General features: G+C 40.4%; 11 protein-coding genes and 1 tRNA gene. 5 read left to right on the forward strand and 7 right to left on the reverse strand.

What is annotated here, in order from left to right; all coding sequences use genetic code 11:
• Positions 1–21: 21 nt before the first annotated feature.
• From QE382_RS18130 to QE382_RS18140, 3 genes are all read right to left on the reverse strand, one after another.
• A complete protein-coding gene (locus QE382_RS18130; protein ID WP_307187159.1) occupies positions 22–954 on the reverse strand; it encodes a DUF4097 family beta strand repeat-containing protein in 933 nt (310 codons plus the stop codon).
• 99 nt (positions 955–1,053) lie between these two features.
• Positions 1,054–1,878: a hypothetical protein gene (locus QE382_RS18135; protein WP_307187160.1), complete on the reverse strand. Its 825-nt coding sequence runs from the start codon at positions 1,876–1,878 to the stop codon at positions 1,054–1,056.
• The gene (locus QE382_RS18140; RefSeq protein ID WP_307187161.1) at positions 1,868–2,425 is read right to left on the reverse strand and encodes an RNA polymerase sigma factor; all 558 of its coding nucleotides are present in this window, start codon (positions 2,423–2,425) and stop codon (positions 1,868–1,870) included. The genes QE382_RS18135 and QE382_RS18140 overlap by 11 nt, the downstream gene beginning before the upstream one ends.
• A gap of 565 nt (positions 2,426–2,990) precedes the next feature.
• Between QE382_RS18140 and QE382_RS18145 the strand changes: the two genes are divergently transcribed.
• From QE382_RS18145 to QE382_RS18160, 4 genes are all read left to right on the forward strand, one after another.
• A complete protein-coding gene (locus QE382_RS18145) occupies positions 2,991–3,515 on the forward strand; it encodes an NADPH-dependent FMN reductase (RefSeq protein WP_307187162.1) in 525 nt (174 codons plus the stop codon).
• A 36-nt stretch (positions 3,516–3,551) separates the two neighbouring features.
• Positions 3,552–3,773: a VF530 family protein gene (locus QE382_RS18150; RefSeq protein WP_307187163.1), complete on the forward strand. Its 222-nt coding sequence runs from the start codon at positions 3,552–3,554 to the stop codon at positions 3,771–3,773.
• A gap of 56 nt (positions 3,774–3,829) precedes the next feature.
• Positions 3,830–4,279 carry a KTSC domain-containing protein gene (locus QE382_RS18155; RefSeq protein ID WP_307187164.1) on the forward strand — a complete coding sequence of 150 codons (450 nt, stop codon included), beginning with the start codon at positions 3,830–3,832 and terminating at the stop codon, positions 4,277–4,279.
• A 303-nt stretch (positions 4,280–4,582) separates the two neighbouring features.
• A tRNA-Pro gene (locus QE382_RS18160) sits at positions 4,583–4,656 on the forward strand.
• A gap of 154 nt (positions 4,657–4,810) precedes the next feature.
• On the opposite strand, the gene QE382_RS18165 is transcribed toward QE382_RS18160, so the two are convergent.
• The 3 genes from QE382_RS18165 to QE382_RS18175 form a co-directional block, all read right to left on the reverse strand.
• Entirely contained in the window at positions 4,811–6,388 is a 1,578-nt protein-coding gene (locus QE382_RS18165; RefSeq protein ID WP_307187166.1) for a RagB/SusD family nutrient uptake outer membrane protein, read from the reverse strand.
• A gap of 115 nt (positions 6,389–6,503) precedes the next feature.
• Positions 6,504–7,529 (reverse strand): TonB-dependent receptor domain-containing protein, encoded by a 1,026-nt coding sequence (locus tag QE382_RS18170; RefSeq protein ID WP_307188039.1) that lies wholly within the window; start codon positions 7,527–7,529, stop codon positions 6,504–6,506.
• Positions 7,530–7,563: 34 nt separating this feature from the next.
• Positions 7,564–9,492, reverse strand: coding sequence for a SusC/RagA family TonB-linked outer membrane protein (locus tag QE382_RS18175; protein ID WP_307187167.1), 1,929 nt, complete (start codon positions 9,490–9,492; stop codon positions 7,564–7,566).
• 365 nt (positions 9,493–9,857) lie between these two features.
• Between QE382_RS18175 and QE382_RS18180 the strand changes: the two genes are divergently transcribed.
• Positions 9,858–13,811, forward strand: coding sequence for a hybrid sensor histidine kinase/response regulator transcription factor (locus QE382_RS18180; protein WP_307187168.1), 3,954 nt, complete (start codon positions 9,858–9,860; stop codon positions 13,809–13,811).
• Between the two features lie 222 nt (positions 13,812–14,033).
• Here QE382_RS18180 and QE382_RS18185 read toward each other — a convergent pair whose 3' ends face one another.
• Positions 14,034–15,359: an MFS transporter gene (locus QE382_RS18185; RefSeq protein ID WP_307187170.1), complete on the reverse strand. Its 1,326-nt coding sequence runs from the start codon at positions 15,357–15,359 to the stop codon at positions 14,034–14,036.
• Positions 15,360–15,420: the final 61 nt, after the last annotated feature.

The raw sequence follows: 15,420 nt of genomic DNA on the forward strand, positions 1-15,420 counted from the left end.
TAGATAACAGGCTACTTTTATTTATTTCTGTGTCCTGATATAAATATCTCCTAGGGATGTTTTCAAAATCACATCCTGTCCACCGCCATTCATTTTGCCTTTCACAGCATTGCCCATAGGGGTGGACCTGGGCTCTTCAGTGCTTTTTTCAAATTGGAATTCATCTGCGGCATAGATATTTCCCATGGCTGATTTTACATCCACATTTGCCCCAAAATTCTTAGGAAAAGCAACATCTACAGCGCCCATTGCAGCGACAAGAGAAATAGGCCCTTTGACAGGTTGAACAAATTTTGCTGTTACATCTCCCTGTGCAACCTTGACATTGATTGGTCCTGTTACGTTCAATAAATTCACATTGCCCATCGTATTGGAAACTTCCACTTCAGCCCGCATATCTTTCAATTCGATCACTCCAGCATTAAACATCGCACCACGCCCCCCTTTTATCGTCAAGGGTAGATCCATGGGGATCTTGATTCGGATAGAATCCTCTAGGGGCATCCCGACCATGCTTATTTCGGTCACTCCACCTTCTGTTTTGATATTCATTCCGAGTCCCGAATTATCCGATAATCCAGAACCATTAACGACACGTAGGCCTTTTGCACGATCATTTCCCTCATTATCCTCAACCTTAGCGGTAATCAGCACATCCTTCCCCTTATAGCCTTCAATATAAACATTATCCAATTTTAACAGAAGTTTACTTCCTAAATTAGGCACTTTAATTTCCTTCCAGCTTTTGGGTCCATTAGAACCGCCGAATCCTGAAGAATTGAATGTAAAATTAGTACTATTACTTACGGCAACGCCTGAAACCGCTCTAGCCTTTTTAGGAGGATTAGGAGGTTTTGGCGCAGCAACTCCTTCCACAGTTTCATTTACCTGGGCCTGCAATGCACTTGCAAAGATCAGTGCGACCCCAATCATCATTATCCTTATCTTTTTCATTTCGTTTTAGTTTTACTTTATTATGTGTCGAATAATGCATTTTAAGCATTTTCATTGATTAACATACACAAATTGACGTTCACCTTACTATGTATAATATTATTGATTCAACAATACCGCATATGCCTGTTCCTTCACAAATTTTAGCGTAAATGGATCTTCCACAATTTCATTGAGTTTATCTTTTGTTGTCGCTTTCATCTTAGCATCATCTTGCTGAACCATCATTTGCATAAGCTCCATTTGCAATGTGGGATCATTTTGCACCACAAAGAAGTCCTGGACTTTCTGCTGACGCTCTTTTGGGCTTAGTCCACTACTTAATATCGTTTCGATTGCAGCTATACGCACATTACTGCTTTGATCCGATACAGCAGTCCTTTCCAATGCTCCTATACTATTGCGATCTAACCTACCTTCATCTTTCAGAGCCAAGACAGCACTTAGCCGTGCGCTTGCGGAACTCGAATCCCGAAGCATCTCAACGTAATCAATTTTCTCCTGCATTTTATTAAAACCAGTGGTCATTACGTTTGCTGTTGCCGACTGCTTTCTTTTAGTTTGCCTACCCGCTATCGCCATAGACGGAGTCAATTTAGGTGAGTTATCGGTATCAGCGCTTATTACTGTTGCAATGTCGGCCTTTTTATCGCTTTCATTTTCGCGAACTGTATAAGGACGTACAGCAGCGATTCGTTTTTCTACTTCTGCCCCATTGTGCTGATCAAAAGCAATGAAAGTCGCTGTCCCTACCAACAAGATCGCTGCCGCCATACTAGCCCACTTCCAAAGAGGCTTAATCTTTCTTTCCTGAACAGGCGGCACTACTTGTGGCCTTATTTTATTCCACAAATCAGCCGAAGGTTCCCTCCGATCAAATGATTCTCGATTAGCATTCACAAAATCTTTTAAATTATCCCGCATAATTATACCTTTCCTTCAATTGTTCGTAAATTTTCTTTTTTGCGCGATGGTATTGGCTACGGACGGCAACTGCTGTCATTCCCAATGCTTCCGCGACTTCGTCATGGCTCATATTTTCAAACAGATAAAGGTTAATGACCATCTTGGGCACCCCCGTCAGCTGGTCGATCGCCTGCTCCAAATCCGTTAAACGACATTCACGCCATTCCTTTTCCAGTAATTCATCTTCGCCATTATCCTGAATTTCCAAATCATCCACCGGCGTAAAATACTGCTTATTTTTCCTCAACAGCGAAATCGCCTTATTCACCCCCATCCTTCTTAGCCAAGCTTCTAAACTAAGAACGTTATGCCATTTGTCCGATCTTGAAAAAAAGTCAACAAAAGTTTCCTGTAAAACATCCTCACTTTCCTCCTGATTGCCCAAAATCCGATAAATTGAGTTAAAGATCTTTTTTGCATATCGATGATAAAGCTGCGAAAACCCAGACTCATTGCCCGTTTGGCACATCGCTAATAGATCTTTATCGCTAAGCTGATTTCGCACGTTTTAAAATTAATACTGTGAATTCTTATGTTTGTACTAGGTAGTCGACGCCTATCTAAAAATGTTGCAATATAAATTTATTTTTTTCTAAAATATTGCTGAAAATTTCCAAAACAACTTTGATAGCGGATGCTGAAAATTGATAAGGGTGGCAAAATCACGCGATACTCCATCAACAATACATGCGCTATCCCATCCCTCATTTGCAATAAGCAATTTTAAATCCTATTTTAGCGACGGTTAAAATTAATATAAAGCAATGCGTATCGGTTGTTGCTTTTAATTAATGATTTTTTCAATGAAGGATGGTGTTGGTCCACCATCCTTTTTTTTGATTCAATCGCCTTCGTCCATATACTTTAAATCCCTGCTAAATTTCACATCAGATCGGCTTTTCTTACTGAGCAAAGTTAGATCAAAAACAAACCAATCTAAAAGTTACAGCAAATCGGAGAATAAAGTAAATCGTTTGAATCGAATATTGTAATTTAGTTTCTTCATACCGCATATATAAAAAACACAACAACAACGGATTTAGACAACCGTTGATTAGATTTAGACTCACATGAAAACTATTTTTGCAATTGTAGGTAGTGCCAGTACCCATTCATCCAATCATCATATTATAAAGCACCTTCAACAAGAGATTAATGCCGATATCCATTTCACGCTATTTGATCGTCTGAAAGAACTGCCGCATTTTGATCCAGAAGAAAGCCAGTCCCATCCGCCTATTGAGATTATTGCATTACGTCAAATTATTCAAGAAGCAGACATTGTTTTGATCAGCAGTCCCGAATATATTTTCAGTGTGCCCAGTGGATTAAAAAATCTACTTGAGTGGTGCGCAGCAACCACAGTTTTCAACGATAAGCCCATAAGTATCATCACCGCCGCTGCACAAGGTGAACATGCGCACGTCGAATTACAACACATCATGCGCGGATTAGGCGCCCAAATTGATGAAAAAAGAAACCTGCTCATCCAAGGAGTAAGCGGCAAACTGGACCATTCGGGAGAAATCTGGGATGAACAACTCCGTACAGCGTTAAAGGAACTGGCAATACAACTCGTTAATCGTAAAAATTAGCACGATCCATCAATTGAAGATTATTATCTTTACGACATGCAAGAACAAATTAATAATCCACTACACGGTAAAAGACTGGACACCATTATAGAATATTTAGTAGCGTACTATGGCTGGGAAGAACTAGGTCAACGCATAGCTATCCGATGTTTTAATGACAATCCGAGTGTAAAATCTTCGTTAACTTTTTTAAGAAAAACACCTTGGGCTAGGGAGAAGGTTGAGCAGCTTTATGTAAAAACTTTATTGAAGAAATAAGTTTTTTTTCCTATCTTATAGCGAATAATCTGATTATTAAGCATAACTTTGCCGCCATGAAAAAAATTGCCGACTACCGGAAGTTACTTAACGTAGATAAATCTGTGGATCTCAAAACCCTGAAATCTACTTACCGGACAATCATGAAAGAATGTCATCCAGATAAATTTGTCAATGATGAAGAAGGTCGTTTGGCTGCAGAGGAAAAAAGTGTTGCAATGATCGAAGCATACCACTTTCTGGTAAGCATCTGTTCCGAAACATTAGAGCAACAATTGCCGATCTACACAGAAACAATTACCAATTCTGGTATTCAGGATATTGACTGGAAAGGACAAGTATTGACTGTTACTTTCCAAGACGGCAGCCAATATGAATATTTTGGTGTTCAGCGAAACGATTATATTAAATTTGTCAATGCAGATTCTTTAGGTCGATTTGCCCGTAGACACATCTTCCATTCTTACCCTTACCGTAATGTATTAAAGACTGCAACAGTATCTTAAAAACTGTTTTGATCCAGCTATACAAAGATAAACGCCCGCTATCCGATGGATATTGGGCGTTTATATAAAATGTTAAATGTTTAAAAGCTATCTATAGAACAACACGATTGACAAATAGTTTTATCATTTTAATATAATGCCTGTAGACTCCCTGCCATAAAATGTACCAGGTATTTGTTTTTACAAACTCAATGACTTTTTTTTCCTTTACATTTTATTTTTGTTCAATAATTATTACTTTAGCGCTACCAAAATTATTCGAGATAACGGCACCTGAAAAAAGGCCTTCCACTTGAATTAATTCGGGATGTAGCGTAGCCCGGTATCGCGCCAGCATGGGGTGCTGGAGGTCGTCGGTTCAAATCCGGCCATCCCGACTTTTTATCCTTTACTTTTAATGAACATCGCCTTTTGCGCTCAAATCGGATTGGAAGATTCAACAGCAGTAATACGTTTCAATCAGCTAAATACCTTATTCTATTAAACAAATAGGATGGATCCATCCTATTCGTTACGAACGGTTCCTTCAGCTTAATAGCCTGGATTCTGTTTCAAGTTTGGATTCACCGCAAGCTGCAAGTTCGGAATCGGATAAAGTAGGGTTTTTGGATCAGCGTCAGCCGCCTTTTCCTGCCAGGCCAGTAAATACTTACCAAAACGGATCAAATCTTGTCTTCTCCACCCTTCCCAATATAACTCGCGAGCACGTTCATCCAACAGATTATCAAGCGTCATTGCTGTAAGATTATCTACACCACGATTGAGTCGAATTCCATTAACTAAAGCAAGAGCTTCGGCAGCGGTCCCTGTACCTCCTCGGAGTATTGCCTCTGCTTGCATCAACAAGACATCCGCATAACGATACACGACCCAATCATTGTTCTTTTGTCCAGAGGATGCATAATCGTAAGCATATTTCATGGGACGGATGCCCGCAGTTTCCAGCGTATTACCTGAGGTGCGAATGGTTACTTCAGGCGTAAAAGACAATGGAGTATTCGAGGGGTTCCTTGCCATTAAAGGTTTGTTCGTGCTCCAATTGTATTGCTGACCAGCAAAAAAACCAACATTTTGGCGTTTAAATTCTTTTTTTCTATTAGACGTTGTATCCGCAGCATATTCATAATAAAGACCCCTACGCTCATCGTTTGTAGCGAATTTATCATAATAATCGGACAGTGTACACCAACCGTTCCAACCACTAGGATTCATGTTATAATGCGCGATGGTATTCCAAGTGCGGTCCACACTTCCACCCCGGTCTCCATTTTTATTGTACAAAGTAAAAATATTCTCTGTGGACTTTTCGTCGTTATCAGGTGCAAAATTGTCAAAATATTTACCTTTTGCTGATACGCTGTATGGCCCTGTCGCTGTAATTTCCTTCGCCAAAGCTATTACTTTGTTCATATCGTCCGCATCAAAAGTCGGCTTCTGCCTATTCAAAAAAGCCCCCTTATTCAAGTAAATTTTCATCAACAATACTCTCGCTGCATTTTTATTTGCAACATACGCTCTTTTTAGTTCCCCTGCAGGCAAGGTTGTTATGATTTCATTGAGCTCTTTTATCATAAAATCCATCACATCTTGCGGTTGTAATACATCGGGTGCTATCTTAAAATCTTCTAAAGAAGCTCCTTGGCGGAAAGGTACCACACCATATAAATCTACGATGTCAAACATAGCAAGTGCACGAATGAACCTTGCCTCGGCGGCTTGTTGCGCATTCGGATTGCTCCGTAATACCTTTCCAGCATTAAAAACTGTTGTACTCAATCCCACAAAGGTATTATTCACATAGCCATTATCTGCATTCCAAGAATGAAGGTGAATGGCACGGTGCATTCCATTGTCGTCCCAGTCACCGCCGCGTGTTGGAGCCATCGCGGCATCAGTTGAGATTTCCTGCATCACCCAACGTTGCTCTTGTTGATAAGGGGTGTTCAATGAACTGTAAGCGGTGATTAACAAAGCCCCCGCTTCAATCAAGGCACCTTCCTCTGCCTCCCCTTTAAATTCTTCTTTCAGCTTGGTACACGAAAAAGTGCTCGTCACTACTGTACCGACTATTGCTAAATATAATAATGTTTTTAATTTCATCTTTGTCATCTGTCTAAATTTGTTTACATTCCTGATGAGCTATCAATATATTCATTTATACATGCACTTGAATAAATCTCGATAATTTCATCTTTTGATTTGTCACGATTCATCCGCCATCCATTTATAAGGAAAAATTGACTCCCAAAAGTATATTTCTGGCTGGCGGATATGGCAAGTATTCAATGCCTAATGAAGGAATTCCATTTACTGAGCCATCCGTATTCACCTCGGGATCAAATCCTGTATATTTCGTGATAATGAAAAGATTCTGTCCAGTCAGCGATACATTTAAATTCTTAAGCGCTCTGCCTATATTACCAACACGATAACTCAAAGTAAGATTAGCCATTTTCAAATAATCTCCTTTTTCCAGAAAACGCGTAGAAGGCGCTGCTGAATTTGAGATTGATTCCTTAATAGCAGTATTAAAAAATGTAGATCCAATATTTCGAGCAGACAAATTGCTTAAGCCCAGTGCTGTTGCTGCGGTATTGTTAAAAAGATAATGTCCTAGTGCACCATTCATATTGGCTGACAATGAGAATTGTTTATAGCTCACATTTGTCGAGATACCTAAAAGCGTTGTTGGATTTGGACTGTTTCTATAGAATTTATTGGAAGCGGGGTCATTGCCCGTACTGACACTTCCATCTTTCCCCAAGTACATGCTCGTTCCTGTCACGGGATCAATACCTTGAAAATCTGCTAAATACCACACGTTTAAAGGCTGTCCATTCGTCATGCGTTGCCCCAATACACCGGAGAATCCCTGTCCACGCAATGCTCCTGTCTCATAATCACCTTTAAGTCCACTTGCACTATTTTTTAGAAATGTTGCATTACCTGTTACATCCCAATTCCAGTTTTCACTTTTCAACAGTGTTCCTGTCAATGCAATTTCAACCCCTTTATTAAGAATCTCACCGTCTAAATTCACCCATATACGTCCGGCTGGACCATCCATTGCCAGTGTTTGTTCAAACAACGCATCGGTTGTTTTCTTGTGAAAATAATCGATCGAACCATATAAACGACCTTTCAACACGGAAAAATCAACTCCTGCGTTAAGGGTTGTTGACGTTTCCCATTTTAAGTCTTTATTTTGGAAATTTACTTGCCCAGCACTTCCGCCATTACCAAAGGTAATCCGGTTTAATGAAGCTCCGGTAGGAAACTCCTGGTTACCGGGTTTTCCCCCATCCCAAACGTAATTTTAGCTGATCGAAAATGTTCGTCGATTTCAAAAAATCTTCCTGCGCTAGGTTCCATGCAATCGCAATGGATGGAAAAGTAGCGTATTTATTGTTCTCGCCAAATTTGGTCGAACCATCTTTACGTACCGTTGCAGTCAATAAATAGCGATCCAAATAATTAACCCCACCACGCAAGAAAAACGATTGGAGCTGATTTGAGGGACTTCTATATGATGCAATGCCACGTGTAGCGACCATCGAATTTTGAATATAATCGAAGTAATCAAGTCCGATATATTTGAACCCACTACCATAAGAAAGATTATTATTGAAGTTAAAATCAAGGTATTCATAGCCGGCCACGGCATTGACATTCCAGTTTTCGTTAATTTGTTTGTTATAAGACAACATATGTGTCATCTGCAAATTGGTTTCACCATTATTGGAAATAAAGGCCTCTTCATCATTAACCTTTGAAGGATCGATCAAAACTGCACGATACATCCCCTGGCGATTGCCTAGCTGTCGCATCACACTATAGATAAAACGGTACTCCAAATCATCTGTGATTTTGTAATACGGAGCAATATTAATCACGGTCGTATTTGTCGTTGCCACATCTTTAAAAGCTTCAATACTTGTTAAAGGGTTTCGGGTTGACGGACTAACGTAAGTCAGGTTACCTTTATCATCATATAACGGCAGTGTTGGATTCCATTGTAAGGCCTGAGAGATCACATTTCCTTCTGAACCTACCATCGCATTGATCGGTGCATACCGATTATCCAACTGGGTCAAGAAAGCACTAAAATCTACACCCAACCGCTTATTCTCTAAGAAGCGAAAATTGCCCGTAAAGTTGGCCGTATATTTCTTCAGTTGTGATCCGCGAATAATACCGTTTTGGTTTAAATATCCACCCGAGAGACGATATTTTCCATGCTCAGTACCCCCTGCAATATCAGCATAATAATTTTGTGTAATCGCTTTTTGGGTAATTGCTCTGAAAGCATCTTCATTTCCTCCAAAGTCAGCATTCGCTACATCATTCGGTGTATAGTATTTTAAGGCCTCTCTAAATCGGGCCGCATCCAATACATCAGGATATTCCCGCATACTTGAGACACCCGCAGAAGCTCCGACAGAAACTTCAGGAGAGCCAACCTTTCCTTTCTTAGTGGTAATTAGTATCACCCCGTTTGCACCTCGTGAACCATAAATTGCCGTCGCGGAAGCATCCTTAAGGATATCCATGCTGGCGATGTCACCAGGATTCAAGTAACTAAGTGGATTTCCCCTATCGGAAGAAAAACCTCCTCTACCCTCAGGCAACGGCGAATTGCCGGACATGGGAACACCGTCGAGTACAAATAACGGATTGTTGCTTGCCCGGATCGATGAATTCCCTCGAATACGTACTGTCGTTGCCCCACCAGGTTGCCCCGTATTGTTAATCACCATCACACCAGGCGTCTTGCCCTGTATCAGTTGATCAGGACTTGTCATGACACCTTTATTAAAATTTTTGGCGCCAATAGTGACCATAGCCCCCGTTAGGTCTTTTTTACGGGCAGTACCATAACCGATTACAACGACTTCATCTAAGCCCTGACCCGCACTAGGTTCAAGCGCTACCGTGATATCGCTTCCCACAATGGGTACTTCTTTTAAAGTATATCCAATAAAAGATACTTCCAGCGTTTTAGCTTCACTGGGAATAGTCAATGTAAAGGAACCTTCCGTGTCTGTTGTGGTGGCTGCGGCACCTCCTTTTACCTTGATTGTAGCTCCTGACAATGGACCTTGTGTTTCATCGACAACCTTCCCCTTCAAGACTTTCGTCTGGGCAAATGCAATAAAAGATACAAGCAGAAATGTAAGTGTCATTGCGCACTGTGCAAGTAGTTTATTTTTCATACGCTTTTTAATTAGTGGTTTAATTGATTCATATTGTGCATATATGATGCACAGCTCATATTAAGTGATTTAATGTTATTGATAGATTTTAAAGCTCATCGGAATGAACATTTAATTGGCCAACTGTTGCATCGGCGATTCTATAAGGCAAAATCGTAGAAAGAGTGGTTCGCGTAGGGGCACAGGCTCTACCTGTCATAATTCTTGGGCACAACATACGTTTATATTTGGTTATTATCTGATATAAAAATGCACAAATCTCAGTAGCTCGTCCAATCACAGCGTCTCAAATTTATATCAAAGCGTATCAGTAAAATGCATTATTGTGTTTTTAATTGACTATTTTTAGTTGAACGTAATCAATTTTGAAAAGAATAACCACCATATTAATTTTATACACATTCCTAACATGTATCCATGGGCGGGCACAATCCATCTATTTTAAAAATTATCAAACCAACGATGGCCTCTCTAATAGTTCCGTCAAGTGTATTACACAGGATGTTCAAGGCTTTCTATGGCTCGGCACAAGAAATGGCCTCAATCGTTTCGATGGTAATCAATTTAAGATATTTAGACACAATGCTTCAGATTCGACAAGTATTGGAAGCTCCTCTATCTTGAGCATGCTCACCGACAGTAAAGGCGTCCTATGGGTGGGAACGACTCGCGGCACTTACTGCTACGATCCCATAAAAGAGAATTTCAAACCTTTTAAGCGTATTCCAATCGGCGAAGTAAATGCCCTACACGAATATGCGGGATTTATCTGGTTGCTTTCCAATGGCAAACTTTATCGTTATAATTCCGCGACAAAAGAAATTTCGGCATTTGACCATAACAACACTTCGCTGGTAGCAATCACCAGCAGTAAGAGCGGTGGACTGTGGATCGCAGACGATAACAGTACGATACAAAGATATCAGGTTAGCACCCATAAATTTATCAATGTCGATCTCAATAAGATCGATCGACGAGCGTTAGCAAATACCAAAACCGTCTATGCAATCAACGATTCGCTGCTGATGATTGGGACAATCAATTCGGTCTATCTATTTGATTTCAAAAATGGAACATTGAAAAACTTATTTTCAAACCATTACCCTGACAAAGTTATCCAGGCAAACTGCATTATTCAACAGACAGCATCAGTATATTGGATCGGAACAGAAACTGGAATATATACCTATGATATCTACACAGGACAGATCCACCACATTAAAAAAGATCTGCTCAACCCATTTGCGATATCGGACAATGCGATCTTAAATTTCTATCGCGATCGAGAAGGCAATATTTGGTTTGGGACATATTTTGGTGGATTTAACCAGTACAGCAACCAATTCAATAATTTCAAAAAGTATTTATCCAGATTTGGAAAATCCGCGCTATCAGGCAATATCGTGCACGATATCACAAAAGATCGTTATGGAAATTTCTGGATAGGAACAGAAGATGGCGGTCTAAATAAAATAGATGCGCAAACAAACCAAATTCAGCACTTCGTTGCCAATGGCAAACAGGGAAGCATTACGCATAATAACGTGCATGGGTTGGCCACCGTCGACAACGATCTTTGGGTAGGTTCTACGACTCATGGTATTGACATTCTGGACGTAAGAACAGGAAAATTAAAAAAGCATTACGACCGTATTGGTGAGGGACCATTGCAAAGCAGCTTTGCCGTTTGCCTCTGTAAGTCCCGAGACAACCACCTATTTGTAGGAACCGATCGCGCATTATACGTCTTCAATAAAGCGCGTGACCGTTTTGACCTCCTCCCTATTACTGCGTGGATACAAGGTATTTATGAAGACGAAGGAGGTATTCTCTGGATCAACACCTATGGAAGTGGTGTCTATAGCTATAACCGCAGTTCGGGAAAAATTCAGCAGTTACGGTCTGAACAAGGCAAAAAAAATACACTCGTCAATAATTATGTCAATGGCCTATTTGAAGACAGCAAAAAAAACTTATGGTTTTGTACAGAAAGCGGCCTTTCAAAATACCGAAGGGATGGTCAATTTACCAATTATCTGACCGAATCCGGATTACCTTCCAATCAAGTATTTAAGGTGCTGGAAGATGACAATAGAAGCATTTGGATATCTACCGGCGGAGGTCTGGTGAGATTGGATGAAGGGCTCCCCCGTAGGATCATTTATACATCCAGAGATGGACTTCCAGCGGATCAATTTAATTATAATTCAGCTTTTAAGGATAATGACGGGACTTTATATTTCGGAACTATTAAAGGAATGGTAAGTTTCAACCCTACAAAATCAATTAAGAATAACTTTGTCCCCCCGATATTCATTAGTGGCATTCAAATCAATAACGCAAACATACCTGTACATGAAAATGGGATACTAAAAGAATCCATCTCCACAGCAAAAGAGATCGGACTGACCTACGACAGATCCAATATTAGCTTTAATATTGCAGCGTTAAGTTTTGTTTCACCAAAAAGTAATGCCTATCGGTATATTATGGAAGGTTACGACAAGGACTGGACCGATATTACAGGCAATCAAAAAATCTATTACAATAAACTTCCGCCAGGGACGTATATCTTTAAGTTCAGAGGTGCAAACAATAATAGGGTTTGGAATCCCGCCGAAAAAAAACTACGCATCGTTGTTTCGCCCCCCTGGTGGTTGTCTCGCTGGGCATATGTGCTCTATTTTCTGACTTTCGGAACAATTACCCTGCTCGGGTTACGCTATTATCTACTGCTTTTAAAGGCTAATAATGCGCAAAAGATGGATAGTTTCGAACGGAAAAAAGAGCAGGAAATATACACGCTCAAGCTGGAGTTTTTTACTAACCTTGCTCATGAGATTCGTACCCCGCTCACCTTAATCAAAATGCCCCTGGAGAAAATAATAAATAATCAAAAATTCACCGATCAGGAAACGGCTCAAGATCTTGCCCTGATCGAAAAAAATACAACGCGATTAATTCGACTCACCAACCAGTTACTCGATTTTAGAAAAGCAGAAACCAACAATATGAGCCTTACTTTTACAAAAACTGACATCAACACCCTTTTGGCCGAAGTATTCCACGATTTCAATTACCTAGCCAAAGACAAACATTTGCGTTACGACCTAAGGCTTCCACGTATCAGTCTTACCGCCTATGTAGATGAAGAGGCCCTTCGAAAAGTTTTTACAAACCTCATCCACAACGCAATAAAATATGCGGAGCACGAAGTCTACGTCAAACTGCTTCCATTCAATAGCGATGACATTATGTTCAATATTGAATTTCAAAATGATGGTCTGCTTATACCCTTTGAGAAAAAAGAAAAGATTTTTGAACCCTTCTATCGACTAAACGAGTCCGACAAAGATACCGGAACAGGAATTGGCCTGCCCCTTTCACGTTCTTTGGTCGAACTGCATCAAGGAACATTATCTGTTGTTCATATGGAGGAAAACCGCAACATATTTTTACTCTCCGTCCCTATCTTTCAGGAACAATCCCTGGATATCCAGTCATTTCACGAGGATTTTGACGAGCATGTAATCAATGATAAAGCTGATGAACAACAAGAAGAAAAACCGGTAATCCTGCTCGTTGAAGATAATAAAGAAATAATGGCTTACCTCAATAAGGAATTAAAATCAAGTTACACAATTTTACGCGCTGGTAATGGCGCTGAAGCGCTCGAAATTCTAGACCAAGAGAACGTGCAACTCGTCCTGACTGATATTATGATGCCAATCATGGATGGACTTGCACTATGCAAACGCATTAAAACCGACATCCTGTACAGTCACATTCCCGTGATTTTTTTGACTGCAAAAAATACGCTCGATGCAAAGATTCAAGGGTTAAAAAATGGCGCTGATGCCTACATAGAAAAACCCTTCTCGCTCGAATTCCTCACGGTACAAATACGTAATATCCTCAAGAACCGAAAGATTATCCAGAATTATTTGACCAATTCTTCCGGGTCTACCTTGATGGATATCAATGTATCGGCACCCGACAAAGACTTTATCAGCCAGCTCAATACTGTAATTTATGAAAATATTTCAGTGATAGACCTTAATGTGGATGAACTGGCCAAACTGATGCATATGAGTCGTCCGACCCTTTACCGTAAAATTAAAGGGCTATCCGATCTCACTCCCAATGAATTGATCAATATTTCTCGATTGAAAAAGGCTGCGGAACTGCTTACCCAGAAAGAGTATAACATTAGCCAAATCGCAACTATGGTGGGTTATACCGTACAATCCAATTTCTCAAGAGACTTCAATAAGCATTATGGCATGTCGCCGAGCAGCTATATTATTGAAAACAGTTAGAAATGAACACCAGTTTTAATACCAGGAAGAAGATTACTCCAATGGCGTAACAACTGTTGCCGAGATGCCGAAAGAATATAGGCCTTGATAAAGAAAGAAATCTTCCCTAGGTAAAGAAAGAACCATGGACAAATACAAGAAGCTAGAAAATCTTATTGAAAGACTCTAGCGAAGAAAAAAACGTAGACGTAGAGGGTTTAGCCTACGTCTACGATAAAGCCCTTACCGTTTAGTCTTTGGAACAAAGAATGCCGCCAGCAACATAAATATGCCTGCCAACAACAAGCCGTAAATGGATTGGCTATGAAAAAAATATTTGATAATCATTCCGCCAAAAAAACCACACACAATCTGAGGCAACGTAATGAAGAAATTGAAAAGTCCCATATAAACTCCCATTTTACCAGCGGGCAAATGATCGCTTAAAATGGCATACGGAATTGCTAAAATACTTCCCCAAGCGATACCAATACCGATCATGGGAAGAATCAGCAGATTAGCATCTTTAATCAGAAACAGTGAAATCAACGAAAGTCCGCCAATAGACAAGCCGAGCGCATGCGTTTTTCCACGCCCGAGCTGTTTGGCTATCCGCGGAATAAACAAAGCATATAGAGCCGATACCCCATTGTAAATACCAAAAAGCACGCCCACCCAATTGGCCGCCTCCATATAAAGATCCTGCCGATTTCCTTCCCGCAGGTAAAAAACCGAATCTGCAATCGCAGGAGTTGTATATACCCACATCATAAAAAGGGCAAACCAGGAAAAGAATTGAACCCAACCGAGTTTGCGCATGATCAATGGCATCTTACCAATATCGCTGGCAATAGCGCGCAAACCAAATTTTGGCGCTGTCTCCTGTTCAACCACCATGGTATCGGAAAATGACCGTAATTCCTGTGGCGTATATTCCTTCGTTTTAAACACCGACCACAACACCGTTAGAAGCAGTACAAAACCACCAAAATAAAAAGAATATATCACATTGTTTGGCACCTGACCAGCTTCGGAAGTTCCCTGCACATGAAAATATTTTGTCAGTATAAAGGGAAGTAACGATCCCAATACGGCTCCAATACCGATCAGAAAGGTTTGTACGGAGAATCCAAGACTACGTTGGTTACTCGGTAGATTATCGCCAATTAAGGCTCTAAAGGGCTCCATTGTCACATTGATGGAAGCATCCATAAACATTAATAGTCCTGCTCCTATCCAAAGTGGTGCTAGCAATGTGGTAAATACTGCTGCATTCGGCATCAAAAACAGGGTTATGGTGGTCAGCAGTGCACCCACCAAAATATAAGGCCGACGACGCCCCAATTTATTCCAGGTTCGATCGCTATAATGCCCGATAATTGGCTGCACAATCATCCCCGTAATCGGAGCCGCAAGCCAAAACAGCGACAGGTGTTCTACATCAGCACCAAATGTCTGTAGAATACGGGAAGCATTGCCGTTTTGTAAGGCAAACCCCATTTGTATGCCCAAAAACCCAAAACTCATATTGATGACCTGGCTAATACTTAATTCAGGTTTATTTCCCATAATAGGCTATCAAAATTTAAGACAAAATACAATTTAATTATCACTTAATCCCTATTTTCAG

The sequence above is a fragment of the Sphingobacterium zeae genome (assembly GCF_030818895.1).
In the GTDB taxonomy this organism is placed as follows: domain Bacteria; phylum Bacteroidota; class Bacteroidia; order Sphingobacteriales; family Sphingobacteriaceae; genus Sphingobacterium; species Sphingobacterium zeae.

Excerpts from the sequence above, each read along its gene's own strand:
- QE382_RS18185 (WP_307187170.1), bottom strand. The coding sequence starts at position 15,359 with ATGGGAAATAAACCTGAATTAAGTATTAGCCAGGTCATCAATATGAGT.
- QE382_RS18135 (WP_307187160.1), bottom strand. The coding sequence starts at position 1,878 with ATGCGGGATAATTTAAAAGATTTTGTGAATGCTAATCGAGAATCATTT.
- QE382_RS18175 (WP_307187167.1), bottom strand. The coding sequence starts at position 9,492 with ATGAAAAATAAACTACTTGCACAGTGCGCAATGACACTTACATTTCTG.
- QE382_RS18150 (WP_307187163.1), top strand. The coding sequence starts at position 3,552 with ATGCAAGAACAAATTAATAATCCACTACACGGTAAAAGACTGGACACC.
- QE382_RS18145 (WP_307187162.1), top strand. The coding sequence starts at position 2,991 with ATGAAAACTATTTTTGCAATTGTAGGTAGTGCCAGTACCCATTCATCC.
- QE382_RS18130 (WP_307187159.1), bottom strand. The coding sequence starts at position 954 with ATGAAAAAGATAAGGATAATGATGATTGGGGTCGCACTGATCTTTGCA.
- QE382_RS18155 (WP_307187164.1), top strand. The coding sequence starts at position 3,830 with ATGAAAAAAATTGCCGACTACCGGAAGTTACTTAACGTAGATAAATCT.
- QE382_RS18165 (WP_307187166.1), bottom strand. The coding sequence starts at position 6,388 with ATGACAAAGATGAAATTAAAAACATTATTATATTTAGCAATAGTCGGT.